18 protein-coding genes and 1 pseudogene are annotated in these 24,593 nt (G+C 69.1%); 5 read left to right on the top strand and 14 right to left on the bottom strand.

Annotated features, from left to right (window positions below; genetic code table 11):
* Positions 1–8: 8 nt before the first annotated feature.
* The 13 genes from ACIRD8_RS15840 to ACIRD8_RS15780 all read right to left on the bottom strand — a co-directional run bounded on the left by ACIRD8_RS15840 (position 9) and on the right by ACIRD8_RS15780 (position 17,471).
* Entirely contained in the window at positions 9–1,001 is a 993-nt protein-coding gene (locus tag ACIRD8_RS15840) for an ABC transporter permease (protein ID WP_403990896.1), read from the bottom strand.
* Positions 994–1,917 carry an ABC transporter permease gene (locus ACIRD8_RS15835; protein WP_014154263.1) on the bottom strand — a complete coding sequence of 308 codons (924 nt, stop codon included), beginning with the start codon at positions 1,915–1,917 and terminating at the stop codon, positions 994–996. The genes ACIRD8_RS15840 and ACIRD8_RS15835 overlap by 8 nt, the downstream gene beginning before the upstream one ends.
* 135 nt (positions 1,918–2,052) lie before the next feature.
* Positions 2,053–3,681 carry an ABC transporter substrate-binding protein gene (locus ACIRD8_RS15830; protein WP_403990893.1) on the bottom strand — a complete coding sequence of 543 codons (1,629 nt, stop codon included), beginning with the start codon at positions 3,679–3,681 and terminating at the stop codon, positions 2,053–2,055.
* Between the two features lie 165 nt (positions 3,682–3,846).
* On the bottom strand, positions 3,847–4,989 hold the full coding sequence (locus ACIRD8_RS15825) for an ABC transporter ATP-binding protein (protein WP_403990890.1): 1,143 nt from the start codon (positions 4,987–4,989) through the stop codon (positions 3,847–3,849).
* Positions 4,982–6,040, bottom strand: a complete 1,059-nt coding sequence (locus tag ACIRD8_RS15820) for an ABC transporter ATP-binding protein (RefSeq protein ID WP_403990887.1) — start codon at positions 6,038–6,040, stop codon at positions 4,982–4,984. The genes ACIRD8_RS15825 and ACIRD8_RS15820 overlap by 8 nt, the downstream gene beginning before the upstream one ends.
* Positions 6,041–6,051: 11 nt before the next feature.
* A complete protein-coding gene (locus tag ACIRD8_RS15815) occupies positions 6,052–6,996 on the bottom strand; it encodes an ABC transporter permease (RefSeq protein WP_403990884.1) in 945 nt (314 codons plus the stop codon).
* The gene (locus ACIRD8_RS15810; RefSeq protein WP_403990882.1) at positions 6,989–7,918 is read right to left on the bottom strand and encodes an ABC transporter permease; all 930 of its coding nucleotides are present in this window, start codon (positions 7,916–7,918) and stop codon (positions 6,989–6,991) included. The genes ACIRD8_RS15815 and ACIRD8_RS15810 overlap by 8 nt, the downstream gene beginning before the upstream one ends.
* 122 nt (positions 7,919–8,040) lie before the next feature.
* Complete coding sequence (locus tag ACIRD8_RS15805) at positions 8,041–9,666, bottom strand: ABC transporter substrate-binding protein (protein ID WP_403990880.1); 1,626 nt, start codon at positions 9,664–9,666, stop codon at positions 8,041–8,043.
* 465 nt (positions 9,667–10,131) lie between these two features.
* Positions 10,132–12,006, bottom strand: a complete 1,875-nt coding sequence (gene typA, locus ACIRD8_RS15800; protein ID WP_403990878.1) for a translational GTPase TypA — start codon at positions 12,004–12,006, stop codon at positions 10,132–10,134.
* Between the two features lie 333 nt (positions 12,007–12,339).
* Positions 12,340–14,607 carry an ABC transporter family substrate-binding protein gene (locus tag ACIRD8_RS15795; RefSeq protein WP_403990876.1) on the bottom strand — a complete coding sequence of 756 codons (2,268 nt, stop codon included), beginning with the start codon at positions 14,605–14,607 and terminating at the stop codon, positions 12,340–12,342.
* 194 nt (positions 14,608–14,801) lie between these two features.
* Entirely contained in the window at positions 14,802–15,353 is a 552-nt protein-coding gene (locus tag ACIRD8_RS15790) for an isochorismatase family protein (RefSeq protein ID WP_403990873.1), read from the bottom strand.
* A 43-nt stretch (positions 15,354–15,396) separates the two neighbouring features.
* Positions 15,397–16,875 carry an MFS transporter gene (locus ACIRD8_RS15785; protein ID WP_403991819.1) on the bottom strand — a complete coding sequence of 493 codons (1,479 nt, stop codon included), beginning with the start codon at positions 16,873–16,875 and terminating at the stop codon, positions 15,397–15,399.
* Between the two features lie 119 nt (positions 16,876–16,994).
* Positions 16,995–17,471 (bottom strand): MarR family winged helix-turn-helix transcriptional regulator, encoded by a 477-nt coding sequence (locus tag ACIRD8_RS15780; protein ID WP_403990870.1) that lies wholly within the window; start codon positions 17,469–17,471, stop codon positions 16,995–16,997.
* Between the two features lie 210 nt (positions 17,472–17,681).
* Between ACIRD8_RS15780 and ACIRD8_RS15775 the strand changes: the two genes are divergently transcribed.
* Positions 17,682–18,737 carry a LacI family DNA-binding transcriptional regulator gene (locus ACIRD8_RS15775; RefSeq protein ID WP_403990867.1) on the top strand — a complete coding sequence of 352 codons (1,056 nt, stop codon included), beginning with the start codon at positions 17,682–17,684 and terminating at the stop codon, positions 18,735–18,737.
* Between the two features lie 61 nt (positions 18,738–18,798).
* Here ACIRD8_RS15775 and ACIRD8_RS15770 read toward each other — a convergent pair.
* Positions 18,799–19,770, bottom strand: a pseudogene (locus ACIRD8_RS15770) (acetylxylan esterase); the annotation flags it as partial.
* A gap of 255 nt (positions 19,771–20,025) precedes the next feature.
* Between ACIRD8_RS15770 and ACIRD8_RS15765 the strand changes: the two are divergent.
* The 4 genes from ACIRD8_RS15765 to ACIRD8_RS15750 all read left to right on the top strand — a co-directional run bounded on the left by ACIRD8_RS15765 (position 20,026) and on the right by ACIRD8_RS15750 (position 24,412).
* A complete protein-coding gene (locus ACIRD8_RS15765) occupies positions 20,026–21,273 on the top strand; it encodes a sugar ABC transporter substrate-binding protein (protein WP_403990864.1) in 1,248 nt (415 codons plus the stop codon).
* Positions 21,274–21,275: 2 nt separating this feature from the next.
* Positions 21,276–22,262, top strand: a complete 987-nt coding sequence (locus tag ACIRD8_RS15760; protein ID WP_403990861.1) for a carbohydrate ABC transporter permease — start codon at positions 21,276–21,278, stop codon at positions 22,260–22,262.
* Entirely contained in the window at positions 22,259–23,128 is an 870-nt protein-coding gene (locus tag ACIRD8_RS15755) for a carbohydrate ABC transporter permease (protein ID WP_403990858.1), read from the top strand. Before ACIRD8_RS15760 ends, ACIRD8_RS15755 begins: the two co-directional genes overlap by 4 nt.
* 78 nt (positions 23,129–23,206) lie before the next feature.
* On the top strand, positions 23,207–24,412 hold the full coding sequence (locus ACIRD8_RS15750; protein ID WP_403990856.1) for a glycoside hydrolase family 1 protein: 1,206 nt from the start codon (positions 23,207–23,209) through the stop codon (positions 24,410–24,412).
* Positions 24,413–24,593: the final 181 nt, after the last annotated feature.

The raw sequence follows: 24,593 nt of genomic DNA, 5'->3' as shown, positions 1-24,593 counted from the left end.
CGGGCTCCTCAGCGCAGCTTGGGGTCGAGGGCGTCGCGCACCGCGTCGCCGAGCATGATGAAGGCGAGCACCGTGATCGCCAGCGCTCCGGCCGGCCAGAGCAGCATGTGCGGCGCGTTGCGGATGTACTGGGAGGCGGCGGAGATGTCGATCCCCCAGGAGACCGCCGGCGGCTTCAGGCCCACCCCGAGGAACGACAGGGTCGCCTCCAGCGAGATGTACGTGCCCAGCGCGATGGTCGCGACGACGATCACCGGGGCGACCGCGTTGGGCGCGATGTGCCGCAGCATCATCCGGCTGTTGGACGCCCCCAGTGCACGGGCCGCCTGGACGTAGTCGTTCTGTTTGGCGGTGATGACGGAGCCACGGGCGATACGGGCGATCTGGGGCCAGCCCAGCAGCACGATGAAGCCGATCACGGGCCAGACCGTGGAGCTGGTGACGACGGAGAGGAAGACCAGCCCGCCGAGGACCACCGGGATGCCGAAGAAGACGTCCGTGATGCGGGAGAGCACGGCGTCCCACGCCCCGCCGAAGAAGCCGGCGAGGCCGCCCAGCACGCCGCCGAGCAGCGAGACGCCGAGGGTGGAGAGGACGCCGACGGCCACCGAGGTCCGCGCGCCGTAGACGGTGCGGGTGTAGACGTCGCAGCCCTGTCCGTCGAAGCCGAAGGGGTGTCCGGGCTGGGAGCCCTCCTGGGCCTTGGCGAGGTCGCAGTTGAGGGGGTCCTGGTCGGCGATCAGCGACGGCCAGATCGAGATGATCACCAGGAAGAGGATGACCAGCCCGGAGATGATGAAGACCGGGTTGCGGCGCAGGTCGCGCCAGGCGTCGGACCACAGGCTGCGCGGCTTGCCGGTGGGACCGGTGCCCTCGGGGCCGCCGGGTGTCTTCTCCAGGGTGACGCCCTCGTCCATCGCGAGGTCCATCGCCCCGCCCGCACCGGCGCCCGAGATCGCTCCGCTGCCCGTCGTCTCGTCCCACGGCTGCTGCTCAGGCATAGCGGATCCTCGGGTCGAGTACGGCGTACAGGAGGTCGACGATCAGGTTGGCCGCCAGGAAGACGAGGACCAGGACGGTGACGAACCCGACGACGGTCTGGGAGTTCTGCCGCAGAATGCCCTGGTAGAGCTGGTAGCCGACCCCATGGATGTTGAAGATGCGCTCGGTGACGATCGCCCCGCCCATCAGGGCGCCCACGTCCGTACCGATGAAGGTGACGACGGGGATGAGGGAGTTGCGCAGCAGGTGCCGCACGACCACCCGTCGTCTGGGGAGGCCTTTGGCCACGGCGGTACGGACGTAGTCGGCGCGGGCGTTCTCGGCGATGGAGGTCCGGGTGAGCCGGGTGACGTAGGCGAGGGAGACGGAGGCCAGGACGAGGCCGGGCACGATGAGTTCGTCGACCGGTGCCTCCGAGGAGACGGACGGCTTGATGATGCCCCACTCCACGCCGAGGAGGAGCTGGAGCAGCAGGCCGGTGACGAACGTCGGTACGGCGATGACGACCAGGGTCAGGATGAGCACCACGGTGTCGACGGGCCGGCCGCGGCGCAGGCCGGTGACGACGCCGAGGCTGATGCCGATGACGATCTCGAAGACGATCGCGACGATGGTGAGCCGGATGGTGATGGGGAAGGCGGTGGCCATCAGCTCCGTGACCTTCTGCCCGTTGAAAGCCGTGCCGAAGTCACCGGTGAAGATGTTGCCCATGTAGGTCAGGTACTGCTGCCAGACCGGCTTGTCGAGGCCGAACTCGGTGCGCAGCTGGGCGGCGGTCGCGGGGTCGCACTGGCGGTCGCCGCAGAGGCCCGCGATGGGGTCGCCCATCACGTTCACCATGAGGAAGATCAGCAGTGTGGTGCCGAAGAAGACCGGGATCATCTGCAGCAGCCGCCGGATCACATAACGTCCCATGAAGGGCTCCGGGGGTTCGGGTGTACGGGCGGAGGGCCGGAAAGCCGGGGGGGGGGGGGGGGGGGGGGGGGGGGGGGGCGGCGGCGGGGGGGGGGGGGGGGGGGGCGCCCCCCCCCCCCGCCCGGCTTCAGCGGGTCACTTGACCTTGATCTGGTCGTACACCGGGACGCTGAAGGGGTTCAGCGAGACGTTCTCGACCCTGTCCGAGTAGCCCGCGCTGCCGTTCTGGTACCAGAGCGGGATAACGGGCATCTGCTCGACGAGGACCTTCTCCGCGTCCTGGAAGGTGGTGACGGCCTTGGCCTTGTCGCTCTCCGCGTTGGCCTTGTCGACCAGGTCGTCGAACTTCTGGTTGCTCCACTTGCCGTCGTTGGACGGGGCGTTGGTGTAGTAGAGCGGCTGGAGGAAGTTCTGGATCAGCGGGTAGTCCATCTGCCAGCCCGCGCGCCAGGCCCCGGTCAGCTTCTGTGTGGAGACCTGGCTGCGGAAGTCGGCGAAGGTGCCGACGGGCCCGCCGACACACGCCTTGTTGTTCCCCATGACGTTGTTGATGCTGTTGCAGACCGCGTCGACCCACTCCTTGTGGGAGCCGGTGTCGGCGTTGTACGAGATCTTGAGCTGACCGCCGGGGATGCCGCCGCCCTCCTGGATCAGCTTCTTGGCCTCCGCCTTGTCGTACTCGCAGGCGGGGCCGCAGAGGCCCTTCTTGAATCCGCCCTCCTCGCCGAGGACCGGGGACGTCCAGTCGCTCGCGGGGGTGCGGGTCTGCTGGAAGATCTGCTGGGTGATCTGGTCGCGGTTGATCGCCATCGACAGGCCCTGGCGGACCTTGATCGCGCCCGGGGTGTCCCAGGCCTTCTCGTAGAACGGGAAGGCGAGCGTCTGGATGATGCCCGCGGGTGTGTTGATGTACCGGTCGCCCAGGTCCGCCTTGACGTTCTTGAGCTGCGATGCGGGCACGTCGTCGACCAGGTCGAGGTTGCCCGCGGTCAGGTCGGTGTAGGCGGTGTTGTTGTCGGTGTAGACCTTGAGGTCGATGCCGCCGTTCTGCGCCTTGTCCGCGCCGGGGTAGTCGTCCCACCGGCGCAGGTTCATCGACGAGCCCTTGGCGTACTGGTCGATGGTGTACGGGCCGTTGCCGACGGGCTTGGAGAGCCAGGCGTCGTGGTCGGTGTAGAAGACCTTGGGCAGCGGCACGAAGGCGGCGTAGCCGAGGGTGTCGGGCCAGAGCGAGAACTTCTGCGACAGCTTGGCCGTGAAGGTCGTGTCGTTGACCACCTTGAGCCCGGAGAGGGTGGCGGCGGACGCCGTGCCCGACTCGGGGTGGACCTTGTCGTACCCGTCGATGTACTGGAAGAAGTAGGCGTTCTTCTGGTTGTTCTTCAGCGCGGCGCCGTAGTTCCAGGCGTCCACGAAGGACTTCGCGGTGATCTTCTCGCCGTTGCTGAAGGTCCAGTTGTCCTTGATCGTGATGGTGAAGTTCTGCGAGTCCTTCGAGTCGATCTTCTGTGCGATCTCGTTCTTGGCCTCGCCGGTCTTGGGGTCGTACCGCACGAGTCCGCGGAAGACCATGTCGAGGACCTTGCCGCCCTGCACCTCGTTGGTGTTCGCCGGCTCCAACGGGTTCTGCGGGTCACCCCAGGAGGAGCTCACGATCCCGTCGGCACCACCGCCGCCACCGCTGTCCCCGCCGCCGCAGGCCGTGGCCGCCAGGGCGACAGCGACGGCGCATGCGGCCCACCTGGCCTGTGTGGCTCCGCGCATGGAGTGCCTCCTAGGGTTCCCGTGAGTGGCTCAATGCCTCATATCACCCCATATGACACTCCGTCGCATGTCGGCATACGCCGTACGCCGTACGGGCTGCCGGAAACGCCGGAACGCCCGGCCCTTCGCGAGGGGCCGGGCGTCCTGGTCTGGACCGATCGGGTGCTACGCCGCGTGCACGACGTCCTTCTCCTCGGCGAAGTGGCACGCCGACTCGTGCGCCGCCGGTGTCTCCGAGCTCTTGAAGCGCTCGGGGATCGCCAGCAGCGGCACCTCGGTGGCGCACTTGTCCTGGGCCTTCCAGCACCGGGTGCGGAAGCGGCAGCCCGACGGCGGGTTCGCCGGCGACGGGACGTCGCCGGAGAGGATGATCCGCTCGCGGCCGTCACGGGCCTCGGGGTCCGGGACGGGGACCGCCGACAGCAGCGCCTGGGTGTAGGGGTGCGTCGGGTGGTCGTAGATCTGCGTGTCCGTACCGATCTCGGCCATCTTGCCGAGGTACATGACCCCGACCCGGTCCGAGATGTGCCGGACGATCGACAGGTCGTGCGCGATGAAGAGGTAGGAGAGGTTGAACTCGTCCTGGAGCTTCTCCATCAGGTTGATGACCTGCGCCTGCACCGAAACGTCGAGCGCGGAGACCGGCTCGTCGCAGATGATGATCTCCGGGTTGAGCGCGAGGCCGCGGGCGATCCCGATGCGCTGGCGCTGACCGCCGGAGAACTGGTGCGGATACCGGTTGATGTACTCCGGGTTCAGCCCGACGACGTCCAGCAGGTCCTGCACCTTGCGGCGCCGCTCGCCCTTCGGGGCCACCTCGGGGTGGATCTCGAAGGTCTCCCCGATGATGTCGCCGACCGTCATACGCGGGTTCAGCGAGGTGTACGGGTCCTGGAACACCATCTGGATGTTGCGGCGCACGGCCTTCAGCGCCCGCCCGGACAGCTTGGTGATGTCCTGGCCCTTGTAGAAGACCTCACCGGCGGTGGCCCGCTCCAGCGTCATGAGGAGCTTGGCGACCGTGGACTTGCCACAGCCGGACTCGCCCACGATGCCGAGCGTCTCGCCCTGGTAGAGATCGAACGAGATCCCGTCCACGGCCTTGACCGCGCCGACCTGCTTCTTGAACAGGATGCCCTGGGTCAGCGGGAAGTGCTTGACCAGGTTGCGGACCTGGAGGATCGGCTCCCCCTGCGAGACCGGCGCCTCGATGGCCGCGACGGCCTCGGACTCGGTGGCCGCGTTGACCGTCGCCACTTCGGTGACGTTCGGGGTGGCGTCCACGGGCTCCTTGCTGAGCTCAGCCATGGATCGTCTCCTTCCAGAAGTGGCAGGCGCTGCCGCGGCCGACCAGCTCGGTGCCGTCCTGCTCGGTCACCGGGCGCAGCGCCGGGATGTCCGTACGGCAGATGTCCTGCGCCATCGTGCAGCGCGGGTTGAAGGCGCAGCCGGACGGCACGTGCAGCAGGTTGGGCGGCAGGCCCTTGATCGCGTAGAGCTCCTGGCCCTTCTGGTCCAGGCGCGGGATCGACTCCAGCAGGCCCTTGGTGTACGGGTGCGCGGGGCGCTTGTAGATCTCGTGGACCGGGGCGGTCTCGACGATCCGGCCGGCGTACATCACGGCGATCTTGTCGGCGACGTCGGCGACCACACCGAGGTCGTGCGTGATCAGGATCAGACCCATGTTGAAGTCGCGCTGGAGCTCCGCGAGCAGCTCCATCACCTGGGCCTGGACGGTCACGTCGAGCGCCGTGGTGGGCTCGTCCGCGATGATCAGGTCGGGCTCAAGGGCCAGCGCCATGGCGATCATGATGCGCTGGCGCATACCGCCGGAGAACATGTGCGGGTAGTCGCCCACCCGCTCCTTGGCCGCCGGGATGCGCACGCGGTCCATCAGCTCGATGGCCTTGGCCTTGGCGTCCTTCTTGGAGAGGCCCTGGTGCACGCGGAACATCTCGCCGAGCTGGTAGCCCACGGAGAGCACCGGGTTCAGCGAGGAGAGCGCGTCCTGGAAGATCATGGCGATCTTCCGGCCGCGGATCTGCCGGCGCTCCTCGTTGGACATCTTGAGCATGTCCTGGCCGCGGAAGAAGATCTCGCCCTTGGGGATGCGCCCCGGGGGCATGTCCAGGATGCCCATGATCGCCTGAGCGGTCACGGACTTGCCGGAACCGGACTCGCCGAGCACGGCGAGGGTCTCGCCGGCGCTGACGCTGTAGTTGACTCCGTTGACGGCCTTGGCGACGCCGTCGCGGGTGTGGAACTCCACGTGCAGATCGCGGACTTCGAGCAGCGGGCCGCTCTCGTCCTTCGAACCACGCGGAGCAGGAACATCCGCCGTCTTGTCGATGATGGTCATGTACGCCTCCCTCAGCGCAGCTTGGGGTCGAGGGCGTTGCGTACCGCATCGCCGAGCATGATGAACGCCAGAACGGTGATCGACACCATGACCGACGGGATGATCAGGACGAACGCGGCGTTACGCAGCTGCTCCTGGCCGGAGGAGATGTCGACACCCCACGACACGGTCGGTTCGGCGAGGCCGATACCCAGGAAGGACAGGGTGGCCTCGGCCGAGATGTAGCCGCCGAGCGCGATGGTCGCGACGACGATCACCGGGGCGATCGCGTTGGGCACGATGTGCCGGAGCAGGATGCGGGTGGTCGAGGCGCCGAGCGCCTTGGCCGCCATCACGTAGTCGGCCTGCTTGATCGTCAGGACGGAGCCGCGTGCGACACGGGCGATCTGGGTCCAGCCGAGGAAGGCCAGGGCCAGGATGACGACCCAGATGTGACGCTCCTCGAACGAGGTCAGGACGACCATCGCACCGAGGATGAACGGGACGCCGAAGAAGATGTCGGTCACGCGGGACAGGAGCGTGTCGATCCAGCCGCCGAAGTAACCGGCGAGCATGCCGACCACGGTTCCCAGGACGGTGACGAGCGCGGTCACCACCAGAGCGACGGTGATCGAGGCACGGGCGCCGTAGACGACACGCGCGTAGATCGAGCGCCCCTGGACGTCGTACCCGAACCAGTCCTCCTGGAAGAAGTTGCCCCACTTGGGCTTCTGCAGGTAGTGGTGGGCCAGGTCCGCGTAGCGCGGGTCGGCTCCGGTGAAGAGACCCGGCGCGATCGCCATGATCAGAAGGAACACGATCAGGATCGCCGAGACGACGAAGAGCGGACTGCGGCGCAGGTCGTGCCACGCGTCCGACCACAGGCTGCGGGGCTTGCCCATCGGTGCGGCAGAGCCCGGTGCGGCAGCGGTCCCGACGGACTCGTCCGCAATGTTTTCCTTGAGCGCCTCAGGCATAACGGATCCTCGGGTCCAGGACCGCGTAAAGCAGGTCAACGAGCAGGCTGGTGACGAGATACACGATGACGATCAGCGTCACGATGCCGACGACTGTGGCGCCCTCCCGGTGCTGCAGGGCCCCGAACACGGCCCGGCCCACACCTTGGACGTTGAAGATGCCCTCCGTGACAACCGCACCGCCGAGCAGGGCGCCGAGGTCGGTGCCGAGGAAGGTGACGACGGGAATCATCGAGTTGCGCATCAGGTGGACACCGACGATGCGGCGCCGCGGAAGCCCCTTGGCCACAGCGGTGCGCATGTAGTCGGAGCGCAGGTTCTCCGCGACCGAGGTACGGGTCAGTCGCGCAACGTATGCGAGTGAGAGCGACCCGAGTACGACAGCCGGCAAGAACAGTTCGCCCCAGTTCCCTTCCGGACTCACATTCGGCTCGACCCAGCCGAGCTGGTGGGCGAACAGGTACTGAGCGAGGAAGCCGAGCACGAACGAGGGGACCGAGATGAGCAGGAGCGTGAGGAACAGCAGGCCGCGGTCCCTGAAGGTGTCGGCCTTCAGCCCGGCGAAGACGCCCATGGAAATACCGACGACGACCGTGAAGACGAAGGCAAACAGGGCCAGTCGAACTGTCACCGGGAGCGCGTCCGCGATGGTGTCGGCCACCGGTCGGCCACTGGCGATCTCGGTGCCGAAGTCACCCTGGAACAGGTTGACGAGGTAGTTCCAGTACTGGTGCCAGAGCGGCAGGTCGAGACCCAGCTCCTTTTTCATGTTCGCGATCTGCGTCGGATCGACGGTCTGTTCGCCCGCGAGTGCGCGCACGGGATCGCCGGGCAGCGCATACATCATGGAGAAGACCAGCAAGGTCGACCCGAGGAAGACCGGGATCATCTGGAGCAGTCGCCGCGCGACGTAACGCCCCATGTTTGCCTCCGATTAGGGATAAAGCAGCCCAGGGGCCGCCCTCCGGATGTGGAGAGCGGCCCCCCGGGACCTACTGCCTGGTGTGGGCGGCTGATGGCCGAGTGGGGGCCCTCAGGCGTGTCTTACTTGTTGACCGTGACTTCGGTGATGTTGTAGTCACCGTGGAAGTCGATGGTCACGTTGTCGACAGCCTTCGAGTAGCCACCGTTGGTCTTGTACTCCCACAGCGGGATCGCCGGCATCTTCTCGAGGACGAGCTTCTCGGCGTCCTGGTACGCCTTGATGGAGTCGTCCAGCGTCGCCGCGTTGTCGCCCTTCTTGAAGGCCGCGTCGACGTCCTTGTCCGAGAAGCGGCCGTTGTTGGCCTCGGCGGTCGTGCCGTACAGCTCCCGCATGAAGTTGACGTTCAGCGGGTAGTCGGCCACCCAGCCACCGCGGTACATCGACTTGACCTGGTCGTTGTCACGCGCCTCCAGGTCGGTCTGGAAGTCCGGCTTGGCGTCCGGGATGCAGTCGACCCCGGTCGAGTTACGGATGGACTCGCAGACCGCGGTCACCCACTCCTTGTGGCCACCGTCGGCGTTGTACTGGATCCAGATCTTGTTCTCCGGAACGCCGCCGCCCTCGGTGACGAGCTTCTTCGCCTTGGCCGGGTCGAACTTGAACACGTCGGTGCCCAGGTCCTGGTTACCGGCGACGCCCGGAGGCGTGAAGCTGGTGGCGGGCTTGCGGGTGCCGTTGAGCACGGTCTTGGTGATCGTGTCGCGGTCGATGCCCATCGACAGACCCTGGAGGACCTTCGGGTCGATGTCCTTGAAGGTCTTCGAGTAGAACGTCGGGACGAGCGACTGGATGGCCGCGTACGGCTCGTCGATCGCGCGGTCACCGAGGTCCGTCTTGTACTTCGGCAGGTCTCGGGGACCGACCTGGCGGATCATGTCCAGGTTGCCGGAGAGGAGGTCCTGGTACGCGGCCTCGACGGTCGCGTAGTTCTTGAAGAGGACACCCGCGTTCTTGGCCTTGTTCGGACCCTGGTAGTCCGGGTTGGCCTTGACCTGGATGAGCTTCTTGTGGTCCCACTTCTCGAAGACGTAGGGACCGTTGCCGACCGGTGCCTGGCCGAACGCCTTGGTGTCCTTGTAGAACACCTCGGGCAGCGGGGCGAAGGTCGTGTAGCCGAGCTTGTACTCGTAGTACGGGACCGGCTTGTTGAGCTCGATCGTGAAGGTGGTGTCGTCGACCGCCTTCAGACCGGACATCTCCGTGCCCTTGGGGTCACCCTTCTCGGGGTGGACGTCCTCGTAGCCCTTGATGTCCTCGAACCAGAACGCGTTCTGCTGGTTGTTCTTGATGTTGGCGTACCAGTTCCACGCCTTGATGTAGGACTCGGACGTGACCGGGGTGCCGTCGTGGAACTTCCAGCCGGCCTTGAGCTTGACGGTCCACGTCTTGTTGTCCGTCGACTTCACGGACTCGGCGTTCGTGTAGACGATGTTGCCGTCCGCATCGAAGTCGAGCAGCTGGGTGAAGATCGACTGGATGACGTAGCTGCCGAGCGACTCGTTCGTGTCGGCCGGGATCAGCGGCTTCTGCGGCTCGCCGACGTCGATGGAGACGTAGCCCGCGGGCTTGCCCTTCTCCTTCGAGGCCTTGCTGCTGTCGTCACTGTCGCCCCCGCCACAGGCAGTCGCGGCCAGGGCGATGATTGCCGCTCCCGCGACCCACTTGGCGCTCTTGGCACCGCGCATGGGTTTCCTCCTCATGAGTCCACTTTTGACTACAAGAGGGGCACTGTAGAGATCCACCGACACCCCTGACGGCGATCGTTTGCAGTGCCCCGAGTGTGCTCGTGAGTCCGCACTCCCCACAGTGCGCCGACCCATTGACCCGAGCTCAATGGAGCCAACTATTAAGTAACACCGGGCTGTAAACCACACTTAAAGGGTCTCGGTTTGACAACATCGAGAAGCCATGGTTGCCCGAAATCCGGACAAAGGGATCCCAGACAGACACACCCGAAACGGACCGTTAACACATGTTCCGGAGAGCGACGCACGATATCCGGACACCTCGGTCAGGAAAACGGGTTGACCGGACCCCCAGGTGCCGGTCGGTCAAAGGCCCGGACCCCCACAGTGTCTGCGGGGGTCCGGGCCTCATGTCAATGGCTCGTTCCGACCGTTCGAGGGCCGGAGCGGGCTGTCCGTGTCAGGTCAGCCGTTCTTCGCACGCGAGGCCGTGCGGCCACGCTGCTTCTGGTCCAGGACGACCTTGCGGATACGCACGGTCTCCGGGGTCACCTCGATGCACTCGTCCTCGCGGCAGAACTCCAGGGACTGCTCCAGCGACAGCTTGCGGGCGGGAACCACGTTCTCCGTGGTGTCCGCGGACGCCGCACGCATGTTGGTGAGCTTCTTCTCCTTGGTGATGTTCACGTCCATGTCGTCGGCGCGGGAGTTCTCGCCGACGATCATGCCCTCGTAGACCTCGGTGCCGGCCTCGGTGAAGATGACACCGCGCTCCTGGAGGTTGACCATCGCGAACGGCGTCACCGTGCCCGAGCGGTCGGCGACCAGCGAGCCGTTGTGACGGGTGCGCAGGTCCCCGAACCAGGGCTCGTGGCCCTCGAAGATGGAGTGCGCGATACCCGTGCCGCGGGTCTGGGTCAGGAACTCCGTACGGAAGCCGATGAGGCCGCGGGAGGGCACGATCCACTCCATGCGGACCCAGCCCGAGCCGTGGTTCGTCATCGTCTCCATACGGCCCTTACGGGTCGCCATCAGCTGCGTGATGGCACCGAGGTGCTCCTCGGGGGAGTCGATGGTCATGCGCTCGATCGGCTCGTGCGTCTTGCCGTCGACCTGCTTGGTGACGACCTCGGGCTTTCCGACCGTCAGCTCGAAGCCCTCACGGCGCATCTGCTCGACCAGGATGGCCAGCGCGAGCTCACCACGGCCCTGGACCTCCCAGGCGTCCGGGCGCTCGGTGTCCAGGACGCGGAGCGAGACGTTACCGATGAGCTCGCGGTCCAGACGGTCCTTCACCTGGCGGGCGGTGACCTTGTGGCCCTTGCCGCCCTTGCCGACGAGCGGCGAGGTGTTCGTACCGATGGTCATCGAGATGGCGGGCTCGTCGACCGTGATCAGCGGGAGCGCGATCGGGTTCTCGGGGTCGGCCAGGGTCTCGCCGATCATGATGTCCGGGAAACCGGCGACGGCGCAGATGTCACCGGGGCCGGCGACCTCGGCGGGCTTGCGGGTGAGCGCCTCGGTCATGAGGAGCTCGGTGACGCGGACGTTGGACATGGTGCCGTCGCGCTTGATCCACGTGACGGTCTGGCCCTTGCGCAGCTCACCCTGCTCGACGCGGCAGAGCGCGATGCGGCCGAGGAAGTTGTCGGCGTCCAGGTTGGTGACGTGGGCCTGCAGCGGGGCGTCCTCGTCGTACTCCGGCGCGGGGACCGTGGAGAGGATGGTCGTGAAGAAGGGCTCCAGGCTGTCGCTGTCCGGGGGGACTGTGCCGTCCTCCGGCTTGGTCAGCGAGGCGACGCCGTCACGCGCACAGGCGTAGACGATCGGGAACTCGATCTGGTCCTCGTCGGCGTCCAGGTCCAGGAAGAGGTCGTACGTCTCGTCGATGACCTCGGCGATCCGGGAGTCCGGCCGGTCCGTCTTGTTGATGCAGAGGATGACCGGCAGCTTGGCGGTCAGGGCCTTGCGCAGGACGAAGCGGGTCTGGGGCAGCGGGCCCTCGGAGGCGTCGACCAGCAGGACGACCGCGTCCACCATCGACAGACCGCGCTCGACCTCGCCGCCGAAGTCGGCGTGGCCGGGGGTGTCGATGATGTTGATCGTGATCGGGTCCCCGCCGTCCTTGGGGTGATACTTCACCGCCGTGTTCTTGGCGAGGATCGTGATGCCCTTCTCACGCTCCAGGTCGTTCGAGTCCATCATGCGTTCGTCGAGGTTCTCGGCGGCGTGCGCGGCGAAGGCGCCCGCCTGCTTGAGCATGGCGTCGACCAGCGTGGTCTTGCCGTGGTCGACGTGGGCGACGATGGCTACGTTACGGATGTCGTGGCGCGTGGGCATGGGTGGCTTGCGCTTCTCTCGGATCGTGGGATCAGGCGTCTCAGTCGGTCTCGAGTCCTCGTACGCCCGCCGGGCGGCACGCCACGGCTAGTCCAATGGTACGGGCCCGATGGGTCCGGGGCTTCCCGGGCCGATCCACAGGGCGGGACCACAGCCACAATTCAGCCGATATTCAGCAGGTATTACGTCATCATCCGGCCGGTGAGCGGCCGGACGGCAGGGGGGTGAGATGACGAGCAGCCCGGGTCGGGGCGGACACCACCTTGCCCGCCGGGGGCGCCGACGGGCAAGGGAATTGAGCTGCATCTGAGCTTTGATTGTGGCTTTGACCTGCTACTTCTTCCGATTCGCGGGGGAACCTGCCGCTTGTCGCCCGGTGAATCCGATGTCCTCGTAGCGAGGTGCGGCGAAGCCGAAGGCGCCGATGTTCGCCAGCTTCTTGTCGACGGCGACCAGCTGTGGCCTCTGATACAGCGGAATCGATCCTGCAGCGGCCCAGATCCGGGCGTCGGCCTGCTTCAGGAGGTCCCTCGACGCGTTGGCGTCGAGCTCGGAGACCGCCCGGTCGAAGAGCTGGTCGATGTGGTCCGAACCGACCCGGGTGTAGTTCTGCTCGACGAGCAGCGAGCCGTCGGTGGCGGGCTCCGGCTTGGCGAAGATCGGGCGGCCGTCGGTCGCCGGGTAGGCGGTGGCCGGCCAGGAGTACAGCGCCATGTCGTAGTCGCCGGAGGCGATGTGGTCCTTGAAGTAGTCGGCGTCGTCGACCTTGGTGATCTGCGTGCTGATGCCGATCGCGTCCAGCATCTCGGCGATCTTCTGCCCGACGGTGCGCAGCGGCTGCGATCCGGGGCCGGAAGGCAGGACGAAGCGGAGGGTCAGCGGCTTGCCGCCCTTGCCGAGGCGGTCCTTGAGGGAGGCGGGGGCCGGTGCGGCGGTTCCGGCGGGGGCATAGGCGCCCGCGGGGCCCTTGTCCTGGGCGGTGACCCCGGTGCCGGCGGCGGGGCCGTCGCCCGGCTTGTCGTCGCCGACGATGTACGTCCCCTCCTCGCGCGAGGCCTTGTCGTCCTTCTCGGCCTTCTCCTCCTTCTCGCTCTTCTCGCCCTTCTCGCCCTTCTCCGTCTTCTCCTCGGCCGCCTTGTCGGTCGCCTTCGCCGAAGCCTTGTCGGTCGCCTTCGCCGAGGCCTTCTTCTCCTCGGCCTCGCTGCCCGCCTTGGTGTCCTCGGTCCTGCGCACGGCCCCGCCCACGGTCCATCCCGCGTCGGCCAGCAGCGCCTGCGCCTCCTTGGCGTCCTGGTCGCCGAGCGCGCCGCTGCCGTCCTTGTACCCGGGCTGCCCGGCCAGGGCCAGGTGGCTGCCGGGCGGCTTCGCGGGCAGGCCGAGCGGCTTCAGCACGGTGTCGGCGAGCTCCTGGCGGTCCAGGGTGCGGGCGATGGCGCGGCGCACCCGGTCGTCGGTGAGGGGACCGGACTCGCCGTTCAGCGCGAGCTGCGTGTAGGCGGGCTCCAGGGACTTGCGTACGGCGAAACCGCTCAGCGACTTCTGCTCGGCGGCGTACACCGCGACGGCTTCCCGGTTCTTCTCGCGGGCCAGCTGCGCCGACTCGGCGGCCTCCTCGTCCGAGCCGTGGGCCAGCGCCCAGGAGCGCAGGGCGGCGGCAGGGGTGATGTCGGCTCCGGGGCCGTGGGCGGGCGGCTGGCCGTTCCCGCCCCGGTAGCGGGCCGCGAGGGCGATGCTGTTCGCCGTCGTGGCGTCGATGTCGGCGACGTCCACGGTTCCGGCGGTCAGCGCGGCGGTACGGTCCTTGGCATCGACGGCACGGAAGACCAGGGATTCGAGCTTGGCCTCGTCGCCCCACCAGCGCGGGTTCCGGTCGAGCACGACCGTCCCCTTGGGCTTGTTCACGCTGCGCAGCCGGAACGGCCCGGCGGTGGCCTTCAGGGTGGTCCTGGCGCCGTCGTTGAAGGTGCCGGGCGACCCGGTCACCTCCTTCGGGTACAGCGGTGAGAAGAGCGAGCGCCAGTCCGCGTACGGCTTCGAGAACGTGACCCGGACCTGCAGGTCGTCCTTGCCGCGTTCGATCTTCTCGATCCGCTCGTACCCCGCGTTGCGCGCGGTCCAGAAGGCCGAGTCCTTGCCGCTCAGCGCGCGCCACTGGGCGACGAAGTCGGGGGCGCCGATCTCCCGGCCGTCGCTCCACACGGCCTGCTGGTTGAGCTTGTAGAGGACGACCTGTTTGGGCTCCTGCTCGATGACCTTCGCCGACTCCAGGTAGTCGGGGTTGAGCTTGGGCTCCCCCCGCGCGTCCAGCGGGAACAGGGAGGGCAGCAGGGCGCCGGTGATCCGCGTCGTCGCGCTGTCGGCGTCAGCCTGGTAGGCGTTGAGCGTGGCGGGGACCGCGTCGATCGCCCAGGTGAGGGTGGAGCCGTCGGCCACCCGGTCCCGGGAGGCCGGGGCGATGTCCTGCGGGACGGCCACCGGGGTGGGGCCCTCGCTGTCCGAGGTGCAGCCCGCCAGTACCGGGATCGTGAGCACGCCTGTCGCCAGGAGCGCGACCGAGCGGCGCTTTCGGGCCGTCCCGCGTGGGACGCCGACGTGGGCCATGGCTGATACCTCCGGTGCCGGCCCGGCCCACTCCGTACAGGAATGGGCCGGATGATGCTTTCTGGTGGCATTTGCAGTTGATCAGACTGGTTCGCTGACCCACTGAAAGCATCCGCACGCGCGGGGAGGAGGCAGGCGCGGCCGGTGGGGCCGCGGAATTAACCCGTGCGGCCCCGGTGCCGGCCCGGTGGCGGTCAGCCCAGGAGCTTGACGATCGCGGCGGTGGTGTCGGTCTCGCCGAGCCTCGGGAAGATCTTCTCGACGCTGTTGCGGTGGGCGTCGGCGTCCATGTCGGTGACCGCGTCCGTGGCGACGGTGACGTGGTAGCCGTGCTCGTGCGCGGCGCGGGCGGTGGACTCGACGCCGATGCTGGTGGCGATGCCGGTGAGCACCACCTGGGTGATGCCGCGGCGGCGCAGTTCGAGGTCGAGCGCCGTGCCGTGGAAGGCGCCCCACTGCTGCTTGGTGACGACGATGTCGCTCTCGCGCGGGCCGAGCTCGGGCACGATGTCCGCCCAGTCCGCAGCGGGCCTGCCGGACGCGCCGCGGCTCTCGTTGCGGCCGGGGGCCCCGCCCGTCACGCGGACCAGGAAGACCGGGAGGTCCTTGGCGCGGAAGGCGTCGGCGAGGGTCACCGAGTGGGCGACGACGTCCCCTGCGGGGTGGGCCGTCGGGAGGCCGACGATGCCCTTCTGCAGGTCGACGACGACGAGAGCGGTCCGGGGGTCCAGGACGGTGGCGGTCATGGGCGTACTCCTCGATGTGCTGATGGTGCTGGTGTGCTGGGGATCAGGTGCGTGCGCGCAGGGCGCGGTCGGTGAGCGTCAGGGCGGCCAGCAGGACGGCCAGGACGACGGAGGCCGCCGCCATGAGGTGGAGTCCGGCGTCGGTGGCCGCGTCGGCGTAGGCCAGGGCGATCAGGCTGGACGCGGTGATGGCCCCGATGTACTGGGCGGTCCGCTGGAGCCCGGCGGCGGCCCCGATGGCCTCGGGGGGCGCGTAGGCCTGGACGGCCGCCTGGTTGCTCGTGCCGATGAGTCCCTGCGGGGCGCCGAAGCACGCTCCGGCGAGCAGCAGGACGGCGAGCGGGGTGTCGCCGGAGAGGAACAGCAGGATTCCGGCGCCGGCGGTGAGCAGGAGGCACGCCACGGTCAGCGGGCCCCGCAGACCCTTCGTACGGGCGCCGAGCAGCGAGCAGACCAGCGCGGTCACCGACATCGGGAGCATGAGCAGGCCCGTGTGGCCCGAGGAGAAGCCGCGGGCCTCCTCCAGCCACTGGGTGTAGCCGTACATCACGCAGTAGATCAGCAGATAGCTGAGGCCGTGACGTATGTACGTACGCAGCAGGGGGCCGTTGCCCGCGAGCATCCGGATGTCTATGAACGGCTGCGGGGTGCGCAGCTGCCACCGGACCAGGACGGCCGTCAGGACGGCGAAGGGGGCGAGCAGCCACCACTGCGGGTGGGCGAGGTCGAGCAGGAAGAAGACCAGCACCGTCAGCGCGGTGGTGAACAGGCCGATGCCCAGCGGGTCCAGGGAGAGCTTCGGCGCGGACCCGTCGGCGGCCCGGTCGCGCGGCGGGTCGGCGGGGACCCAGAGGAGCGCGGCGCCGAGGGCGAGCAGCGCGACCGGCACGTTGACGGCGAAGATGCCGCGCCAGCCGACGACCGACACCAGCAGCCCGCCGAGCGCGGGGCCGACGGCGGCGCTGCCGAGGGCCGCGAAGGAGAGCCTGGCGAGCACGGGGCGCGGGGTGGGGCGGCTGGGGCCTGTGGTGAGTTGTCCCGTGGAGGAAGGAGCGGTGTCTGGTGCCGTCGAATCCAAGGCGGAGGAGGGAGGCGACGCGGAGCGTCGTGGACCGACGACAACGCCGGAGGCGGCGGTGCCAGGCGCCGCGACGCCGCGGGACGACTCATTACAGGCCCCGAGGCGCCGCGATTCGTCGCGCAGGACGGCCATCGCGGCCGGGTAGGCGGCCGAGGTGCCGACGCCGAGGAGCAGCCGGGAGACGATCAGCGTGCCGAAGCCGGGGGCCAGCGCGCCGACCACGCCGGACGCGATCACGACGACGAGGCCGGCCAGGAAGACCCGGCGCGGGCCGAGGGTGTCGGCGAGCTTGCCGAGGACCGGCTGGGCGACGGCGCTCGCGAGGTAGAGGACGGAGATGAGCCAGGCGGTGTCGGCGGCCCCGATGCCGAAGGAGTGCCCGATGGCCACCAGCGCGGTGGAGATCATCGTGGTGTTGAGCGGGTTGAGCAGGGAGCCCATCAGCAGCGGCGCGGTGAGCCGCGCGCTGAACCCGGGGCCGGGTCCGTCGGGCAGGGCCGGCGGTGCGGCGCGGGGGTCCGCCACCGGCGCGCCGGTGGTCAGCTCGGTGCCGGGACGGGTCACTTGTCGACCAGACGGCCGATGAGCTCGACGGCCTCGGCGAGCTTACGGCGCTCGGCGCCGTCCAGCTCGCCGGCGATCGCGTCGGCCAGCCAGCTCCGCTTGGCGGCCCGCACCCCGGCCAGGACGGTGCTGCCCTCCTCGGTGACCGACACGACCGACTTGCGGCCGTCCGCCGGATCGGGGGCGCGGGTGACGAACCCCTGGCCCTCCAGGGCGCCGAGGGTCAGCCGCATCGACTGGGGCCGCACGAGCTCGGCCCTGGCCAGGGCCGCCGTGGTGGCCGGTCCGCCGTCCTCGAGCCGGGCGAGGACCGAGCGCTGGGAGGGGGTGAGCAGGCTGTCCGCCGAGGAGCTCCGCAGCCGCCTGAGCAGCCGGCCGACTACGGCCGAGAGGTCTTCCGCCACGTGCTCGGCCGTCGGGTCGACAGCGGCCCGCGGCGAGGCGTTCTCCATGTTCTCGGGCTTTCCGGACATGTTTTCCACGGTAAAGATGGGCAGGACATCTTGCAAGGCTGCCTGTCTATTATTCGGCAAAGAGGGCACGTGACCTGCGGGCGGCGCGCCGCACCGGGCCCCTGTTGCCCGTCGCCGGGCCCGCGATCTAGGGTGAATGCGCTTTCAGAAGAGGGCCGCCACCCGCAGCAGCGGGTGCTGCGCACGGAGAAGAAGCGGACGGTCGGTCGAGTGAGCGCCCCTACGGTGTACGACGTCGCCGAGCGGTCGGGCGTCTCGATCGCCACGGTCTCCCGGGTCTACCGCAACCCCGACTCCGTACGCGCCCAGACGCGGGAGAGGGTGCTGGATGCGGCCCGCGAGCTCGGTTACGTACCGAGCGGGAACGCCCGGGGGCTGGCCAGCCGCACCACCGGGGTGCTGGGGCTCTGCTTCCCCGACTACGCCGACCCGGACGCCGAGGCCGACGCGGAGACCGACAGCGGGGCCGACGACGCGGCGATGCTGTACTCCGACCAGATCATCCGCGGCATGGAGCGGGCGGCCCGCCGCCACGGCTACGCCCTCCTGATCGCCGCGTCGCTGCAGGGCGGGCCCGAAAGCCTCGTCGCGAAGGTGGCGGGGCGGGTGGACGGCTTCGCCGTGCTGGCCCAGACCGTGCCGACCGAGGACCTCGACGTCATATCGCGCCGGCTTCCCGTGGTGATGCTCGCCGGACCGCGCGAGCTCGACCACCTCGACCACATCGTCGTCGCGAACGCCGCGGGGCAGCGCGAGCTGGCCCGCCATCTGATCGAGGACCACGGGCTGCGGCGGCTCGCCTTCGTCGGGGGCGATCCGGACTCCCCCGACGCCGAGGCGCGGTTCCGGGGCTTCCGGGACGCGTGCCGCGACGCCGGGCTGCCGGTGCCGGACGCACCCGACCTGCGGACCGGGATGATGACGCGGGCGGAGGGTGCGCGGGCCGCCGAGACGCTGCTCGACGGGGGTTCCGAGCGGCCGGAGGCGATGCTCTTCGCCAACGACCAGATGGCGGTGGGGGCGCTGCGCGCGCTGGAGCGGCGCGGGGTGCGGGTGCCCGAGGACATCGCCGTGACCGGCTTCGACGGGATCCCGCTGAGCCGGATCGTGCGCCCCTCGCTCACGACCGTACGGCAGCCGATCCGGCAGCTGGGCGAGCAGGCGGTGGAGTTGCTGGTGCAACGCCTGGCAGACCCGAGCCGCGACCCGGTGTCACTGGAGCTGCCCGTCGCCCTCGCCCGCCGGGCGAGCTGCGGCTGCGGCTGACCCCCGGCCAGGCTCCGGGCGGGCTGCGGCTGACCCCCGGCCGCCCGGGGCGGCGGCCCCCCAGCCATGTCCCGAAGAAGCGTCCGCGCCGGGCGGCGAGCTCCGCGGTCTCCTCGGCGAGCCCCTCGTACGCGAAGTGGCCCGCTTCCAGCACCATCAGCTCCCGGGGGCCGGGCAGTGCGTTGTGCACGGCGAACTGCCCCGGCGGCGGCACCGACGGGTCGAACAGCGCCGCGGCCACCAGCGTCGGCAGCTCCAGCCGCGCGGCGGCGGTCGCCGCGTCGAAGTAGCGCAGGACTTCCGTCACTTCGGGGTGCTCGCGGTGGTGGGCGCGTACGGACTCCCCGCTGCCCACGCAGGGCAGGGTGAGCCGCAGGGGGTGGTTACCGAAGGTCGGGACGGTGAGCTGCGCCGCGCCGAACCGTTCGTCCCAGGGCAGCGCGAGGGCCCCGAGCCCGCCGCCGAAGCTCTCCCCCAGCCAGCCGAGCCGGCCGGGGCCCGCGAGCCCGGGCACCAGCTCCTGGAGCGCCGAGGCCGCGCACCACAGGTCGGCCACGCAGTCGCCGATGACATAGGTGTCGCGCGATCCGATGCCGTGCAGGACGTGCCCCGCCGCCTCGTCCGGGATGCCGGGCACCAGCCCGCGGGACCCCATGCCCCGTACGCAGGGCAGGAGCGCGGCGGACCGGGGCAGCGGCAACGGCACGTCGGGCCCGGCCTCCCGGCGGCCTCCGTAGCCGTGCCCGATGACGAAGCCGTGCTCCGCCGGGCCGTCGGCGGGCAGTGCGAGCCAGCCGCCGAGGCGTACGCCGCCGACGGACGTGAAGGTCACGCCGTGCAGCCGGACCCCGTCGCGCTCCTCCTCGACGGGGCCCACCTCGGGGGCGGTGACGACCGCGCGCGCCGCACGGTGACGTGCCGTCCAGAACGCCTCGAAGTCCTCGGGTTCCGCGGGGGCCGGTACGCGCAACAGGTCGTCGAGCGTCCGGCCGTAGGAGGGGTCGAAGGGGAAGTCGTGCTCTGACGAAGCCATGAGCAGGACAGTAGGGCCTCCCCGGATCCTGTCGGCCGGCCCTCCCACCGCCCCTGACCCCAAGCGGAATCGGTCACATCCACTTCAAATTCGCAAACGGTGTGCTTACGGTGCCCCGAACGAACCTCCAGGTGTCGAGCACGTTGCACGAGTGTGACCCAGCACCCTCTTGCGGATTCCGGAACGACTGCCGCAGAGTGATGTATGCGCTTACAGGCAGCGCATACATTCGGATTGCTCGAGGAGGAGCCCTCCATGTCCCGCACCGCCAGAACCGCCTCAGCCGCCCTCACCGTGGCGCTCGCCCTGGGCCTCTCCGCCTGCGGCAGCTCCGGGGGCTCCGACGTCGCCGCGGACGCGAAGCAGACGCTCACGGTCTGGGCCATGGGGGCCGAGGGCGAGAAGCTCGCCGAGGTGGCCGAGGTGTACGAGAAGGCCCACCCCAACGTCACCGTGAAGGTGACCCCGGTCGGCTGGGACGTCGCGCACCAGAAGCTCGTCTCCGCCGCGGCGGCCGGCACCATGCCGGACGTGGCGCAGATGGGCGGGACCTACATGGGAGAGTTCGCCGAGCTCGGTGTCCTGGAGCCGGTCGACACGAAGACCTTCGCCAAGAAGGACTTCTTCCCGGCGGGCTGGAACCAGGGCGAGGTGGACGGCACCGCGTACGGCGTCCCGTGGTACGTCGACACCCGGGTCCTCTACTACCGCACCGACCTGGCGAAGAAGGCCGGCGTGGACAAGGCGCCCGCCGACTGGCAGGAGATGCGGGACCTGGCGACCGCCTACCAGAAGAAGGCCGGCACCAAGTGGGGCCTGTCCGTCCAGCCCAGCGGCCTGGACACGGTGCAGAGCTTCTACCCGTTCCTCTACTCCGCCGGCGGCGAGATCGTCGACGACAAGGGCGAGGTCGTCATCGACAGCCCCGAGGCCGTCAAGGCGCTGAAGGAGTACGGCGCGTACTTCGAGCAGGGCCTCTCCAACACCTCGGTGCAGCCGGGCTACGACGTCGTGAAGGACTTCGGCAACGGCCGGGTCCCCATGTTCTTCGGCGGCCCCTGGCACGTCACCCTGCTGAACGAGGGCCAGCCGCAGATCAAGGGCAAGTGGGCGGTGGCCCCCGTCCCGGCCGACGCGACCTCCGCGTCCCAGGCGGGCGGCTCCTCGCTGGTGGTCTCCAAGGACAGCGAGCACAAGGCGGCGGCCACGGAGTTCATCCAGTACCTCACGGACGCCGAGGGCCAGGCCGACTGGTACGAGCGCACCAAGGACCTCCCCGCGAACACCACGGCCTGGGACTCCGGCAAGCTCGCCGACGACGCGAACCTCCAGGTCTTCAAGAAGCAGATGGACACCGCGAAGTCCTCCCACCCCTCGGCCCAGCTGACCGAGATCAACGACAAGGTCGACCAGGCGATCGCCAAGGTGACGCAGGGCAAGGCCTCCGCCGAGGACGCGCTGAAGACCGCGCAGTCCGAGATCGAAGGCCTCGTGAAGCAGTAGCCATGGGCACCACGACCGCACGGGCCGCACAGCCGGCCGAGGTGAAGGAAGGCCCCGGGGCACCCCGCCCCCGGGCCGGCCACGAAGGGCCCCGGCGCCGGAAGCGCTCGATGGGCGTGCAGAACGCGGCGGGCTGGCTCTTCTCCACCCCGTTCCTCGTCCTGTTCACCGTCTTCATGGCGTTCCCCATCCTCGCCACGCTGCTGATGAGCTTCACGGACTTCGGGCTGCGCAACGTCACGCGCCCCTGGGAAGCGAACTTCATCGGCTTCGAGAACTACACCGAGCTGTTCGGCGACGAGAAGTTCCTCAAGTCGCTCTTCAACACGGCGTACTTCGTCGTGGTGGGCGTCCCGCTCACCATCGCGATCGGGCTGGTCGTCGCCGTCCTGCTGAACAACGGCATCGACCGGGCGAGGACCTTCTTCCGGGTCGGTTTCTACGCCCCGGTGGTCACCACCATCGTGGCCGTGGCCGTGGTGTGGCGGTTCGTGCTGGACCCGAGCGACGGGCTGATCGCGGGCCTCTTCTCCGAAGTGGGCCTCACCGCGCCGGACTTCCTCGGTTCCGAGGCGCTGGCCATGCCGTCGATGATCGCGATGGCCGTCTGGCGCAACGTCGGCACGGTCATGGTGCTCTTCATCGCGGGCCTCCAGGCGATCCCGACCGAGGTCAGGGAGGCGGCGCGGCTCGACGGCGCCGGGGTGTGGCAGGAGTTCCGCGGGATCACGGTCCCGCTGCTGCGGCCGACGCTCCTCTACGCCACGGTGATCACGACCATCGGCTACCTCAACGTCTTCGAGGAGCCGTTCGTGATGACGCAGGGCGGCCCCTCGGACTCCACGCTGACCGTGTCGCTGAACATGTACCGCGAGGGCTTCAACTTCTTCCACATGGGCTACGCGAGCGCCATGGCGTACGTGCTCTTCATGGTGATCATGGGCATCACGGTGCTGCAGCTCCGACTGCTGAAGGACAACACCAAATGACCGTCGGTGAAGCACCCGCGCGGACGGCGCCCACGGGCACGTCCCGGAACCTGAAGCGTCCCCTGGTCTACGTCCTGCTCTCGCTGGGACTGCTGGTCATGTCGGCGCCGTTCCTCTGGATGGCCGTCTCGTCCTTCAAGACGACGAGCGATCTCTCGGCCAGTCCCCCGGTGTGGATCCCCACCGAGTGGACCCTGGAGAACTTCCGGCAGCTCCTCGACAAGCTGGACCTGCCGCTGTACTTCATGAACTCCGTGATCGTGGCGGTGCTGGTCACCGTCTCGAACCTGGTGTTCTGCTCGATGCTCGGCTACGCCCTGGCCAAGCTGAGGTTCGTCGGCCGCAACAAGATCTTCGGCATCGTCCTGGGCGCCCTGATGGTGCCCGGCAACCTGATGCTGCTGCCGCTGTTCGTGCTGATGAGCAAGCTCAAGCTGATCGACTCGTACGCCGGTCTGGTGCTGCCCTTCGCGGCCGGAGCCTTCGGGGTCTTCCTGATGCGGCAGTTCATGCAGTCGATCCCGGACGAGCTGCTGGAAGCGGCCCGGATGGACGGCGCCGGTGAGTGGTACATCTTCTGGCGGATCGTCATGCCGCTGGTGAAGCCCGCCCTCGCGACGCTGTCGATCTTCACCTTCCTCGGCTCCTGGAACAACTTCGTCTGGCCGCTGATCGCGACCAACGACCCGGACAAGTACACGCTCCCGGTCGCCCTGGCCACGTTCGCGACCGACCCCAACAAGGCGGGCGGCTCCAACGGCATGCTGATGGCCGGAGCCTTCCTGGTCGTCCTGCCGGTGCTGATCCTCTTCATCGCCCTGCAGCGGCACTTCACCCAGGGCATCGCCACGGCCGGCATGAAGTAGCCCCCCGCCCCCGTACGCACACGAGGCCGCACCCCGCACCGCGGCCGCACCCCTTCACGCACAGAAAGACACTCCGCGATGACGCACGCCCCTGTCCCGTTCCCCGAAGGCTTCCTGTGGGGCGCCTCCACGGCCGCCCACCAGATCGAGGGCAACAACACCAACAGCGACTGGTGGGTCAAGGAGCACTCCACCGGCACCCACATCCAGGAGCCCAGCCTGGACGCCTGCGACAGCTACCACCGCTGGCGCGAGGACATGGACCTGCTGGCGTCCCTCGGCTTCACCGACTACCGCTTCTCCATCGAATGGGCGCGTATCGAGCCCGCCGAGGGCCGGTTCTCCCGGGCCGAGCTGGCCCACTACCGCCGCATGGTCGAGGGGGCGATCGCCCGCGGGCTGCGCCCGATGGTCACCCTGCACCACTTCACCGTGCCGCAGTGGTTCGAGGCACGCGGCGGCTGGACGGCGGACGGCGCCACCGAGCTCTTCGCCCGCTACGTCGCGGCCTGCGCACCGGTGATCTCCGAGGGCGTCAGCCATGTCTGCACGATCAACGAGCCGAACATGATCGCCGTGATGGCCGGCCAGGCCAAGCGCGGTGACATCGGCTTCCCGCCGGCCGGGCTGCCCACCCCCGACGACGAGACCACCGAGGCCGTCATCGCGGCGCACCACGCGGCCGTGAAGGAGGTCCGGGCGATCGACGCCGGGATCCAGGTCGGCTGGACCATCGCCAACCAGGTCTACCAGGCCCGCCCGGGCGCCGAGGACGTCACCGCCGCCTACCGCCACCCGCGCGAGGACGTCTTCATCGAGGCCGCCCGCGGCGACGACTGGATCGGCGTCCAGTCCTACACCCGTACGGAGATCGGCGCCGACGGCCCCGTCCCCGCGTCCGACGACGTCGAGCGGACGCTGACGCAGTGGGAGTACTACCCCGCCGCCGTCGGGCACGCCCTGCGTCACACCGCCGAGGTCATCGGCACCGACATGCCGTTGATCGTCACGGAGAACGGCATCGCCACCTCCGACGACACCCGTCGCGTCGACTACTACGCGGGCGCGCTGAACGAGGTGGCCTCCGCGATCGAGGACGGGCTCAACGTCCAGGGCTACCTGGCCTGGAGCGCCCTGGACAACTACGAGTGGGGCTCCTTCGCCCCGACCTTCGGCCTGATCGGCATCGACTGGGAGACCTTCGAGCGGACCGCGCGCCCCTCCGCCGAGTGGCTGGGCTCCCTGGGCCGTTCCCGCGAACTGCCCCGCACCGCCGGCCGGTAGGACCGGCGGGACCTGCCGGTCACCCACCGGGACCGGCCCCCGGAACAGGGAGCACCTGACCGCTCCCTCCGGTGGGGGAGCCGTCGCCACCTGACCTGCGACGGCTCCCCCGCCACCCTGCCCGGACGCGTCCGGGCCGCACCGTGACCGACGATGACCCCGACCCTTCCCGAGAGGTTCC

The organism is Streptomyces sp. NPDC102451 (genome assembly GCF_044765485.1).
GTDB lineage: Bacteria > Actinomycetota > Actinomycetes > Streptomycetales > Streptomycetaceae > Streptomyces.
Note: the sequence above shows the minus strand (reverse complement) of the source record. Positions and strands in the feature narration are given on the sequence as shown.

Bases quoted from the DNA above. Each gene is read 5' to 3' on its own strand.
- ACIRD8_RS15755 (WP_403990858.1), top strand. From the start codon at position 22,259: ATGACCGTCGGTGAAGCACCCGCGCGGACGGCGCCCACGGGCACGTCC.
- ACIRD8_RS15780 (WP_403990870.1), bottom strand. From the start codon at position 17,471: ATGTCCGGAAAGCCCGAGAACATGGAGAACGCCTCGCCGCGGGCCGCT.
- typA (WP_403990878.1), bottom strand. From the start codon at position 12,006: ATGCCCACGCGCCACGACATCCGTAACGTAGCCATCGTCGCCCACGTC.
- ACIRD8_RS15795 (WP_403990876.1), bottom strand. From the start codon at position 14,607: ATGGCCCACGTCGGCGTCCCACGCGGGACGGCCCGAAAGCGCCGCTCG.
- ACIRD8_RS15820 (WP_403990887.1), bottom strand. From the start codon at position 6,040: ATGACCATCATCGACAAGACGGCGGATGTTCCTGCTCCGCGTGGTTCG.
- ACIRD8_RS15815 (WP_403990884.1), bottom strand. From the start codon at position 6,996: ATGCCTGAGGCGCTCAAGGAAAACATTGCGGACGAGTCCGTCGGGACC.
- ACIRD8_RS15835 (WP_014154263.1), bottom strand. From the start codon at position 1,917: ATGGGACGTTATGTGATCCGGCGGCTGCTGCAGATGATCCCGGTCTTC.
- ACIRD8_RS15765 (WP_403990864.1), top strand. From the start codon at position 20,026: ATGTCCCGCACCGCCAGAACCGCCTCAGCCGCCCTCACCGTGGCGCTC.
- ACIRD8_RS15805 (WP_403990880.1), bottom strand. From the start codon at position 9,666: ATGCGCGGTGCCAAGAGCGCCAAGTGGGTCGCGGGAGCGGCAATCATC.
- ACIRD8_RS15760 (WP_403990861.1), top strand. From the start codon at position 21,276: ATGGGCACCACGACCGCACGGGCCGCACAGCCGGCCGAGGTGAAGGAA.
- ACIRD8_RS15810 (WP_403990882.1), bottom strand. From the start codon at position 7,918: ATGGGGCGTTACGTCGCGCGGCGACTGCTCCAGATGATCCCGGTCTTC.
- ACIRD8_RS15840 (WP_403990896.1), bottom strand. From the start codon at position 1,001: ATGCCTGAGCAGCAGCCGTGGGACGAGACGACGGGCAGCGGAGCGATC.
- ACIRD8_RS15785 (WP_403991819.1), bottom strand. From the start codon at position 16,875: ATGGGCTCCCTGCTCAACCCGCTCAACACCACGATGATCTCCACCGCG.
- ACIRD8_RS15825 (WP_403990890.1), bottom strand. From the start codon at position 4,989: ATGGCTGAGCTCAGCAAGGAGCCCGTGGACGCCACCCCGAACGTCACC.
- ACIRD8_RS15790 (WP_403990873.1), bottom strand. From the start codon at position 15,353: ATGACCGCCACCGTCCTGGACCCCCGGACCGCTCTCGTCGTCGTCGAC.
- ACIRD8_RS15830 (WP_403990893.1), bottom strand. From the start codon at position 3,681: ATGCGCGGAGCCACACAGGCCAGGTGGGCCGCATGCGCCGTCGCTGTC.
- ACIRD8_RS15750 (WP_403990856.1), top strand. From the start codon at position 23,207: ATGACGCACGCCCCTGTCCCGTTCCCCGAAGGCTTCCTGTGGGGCGCC.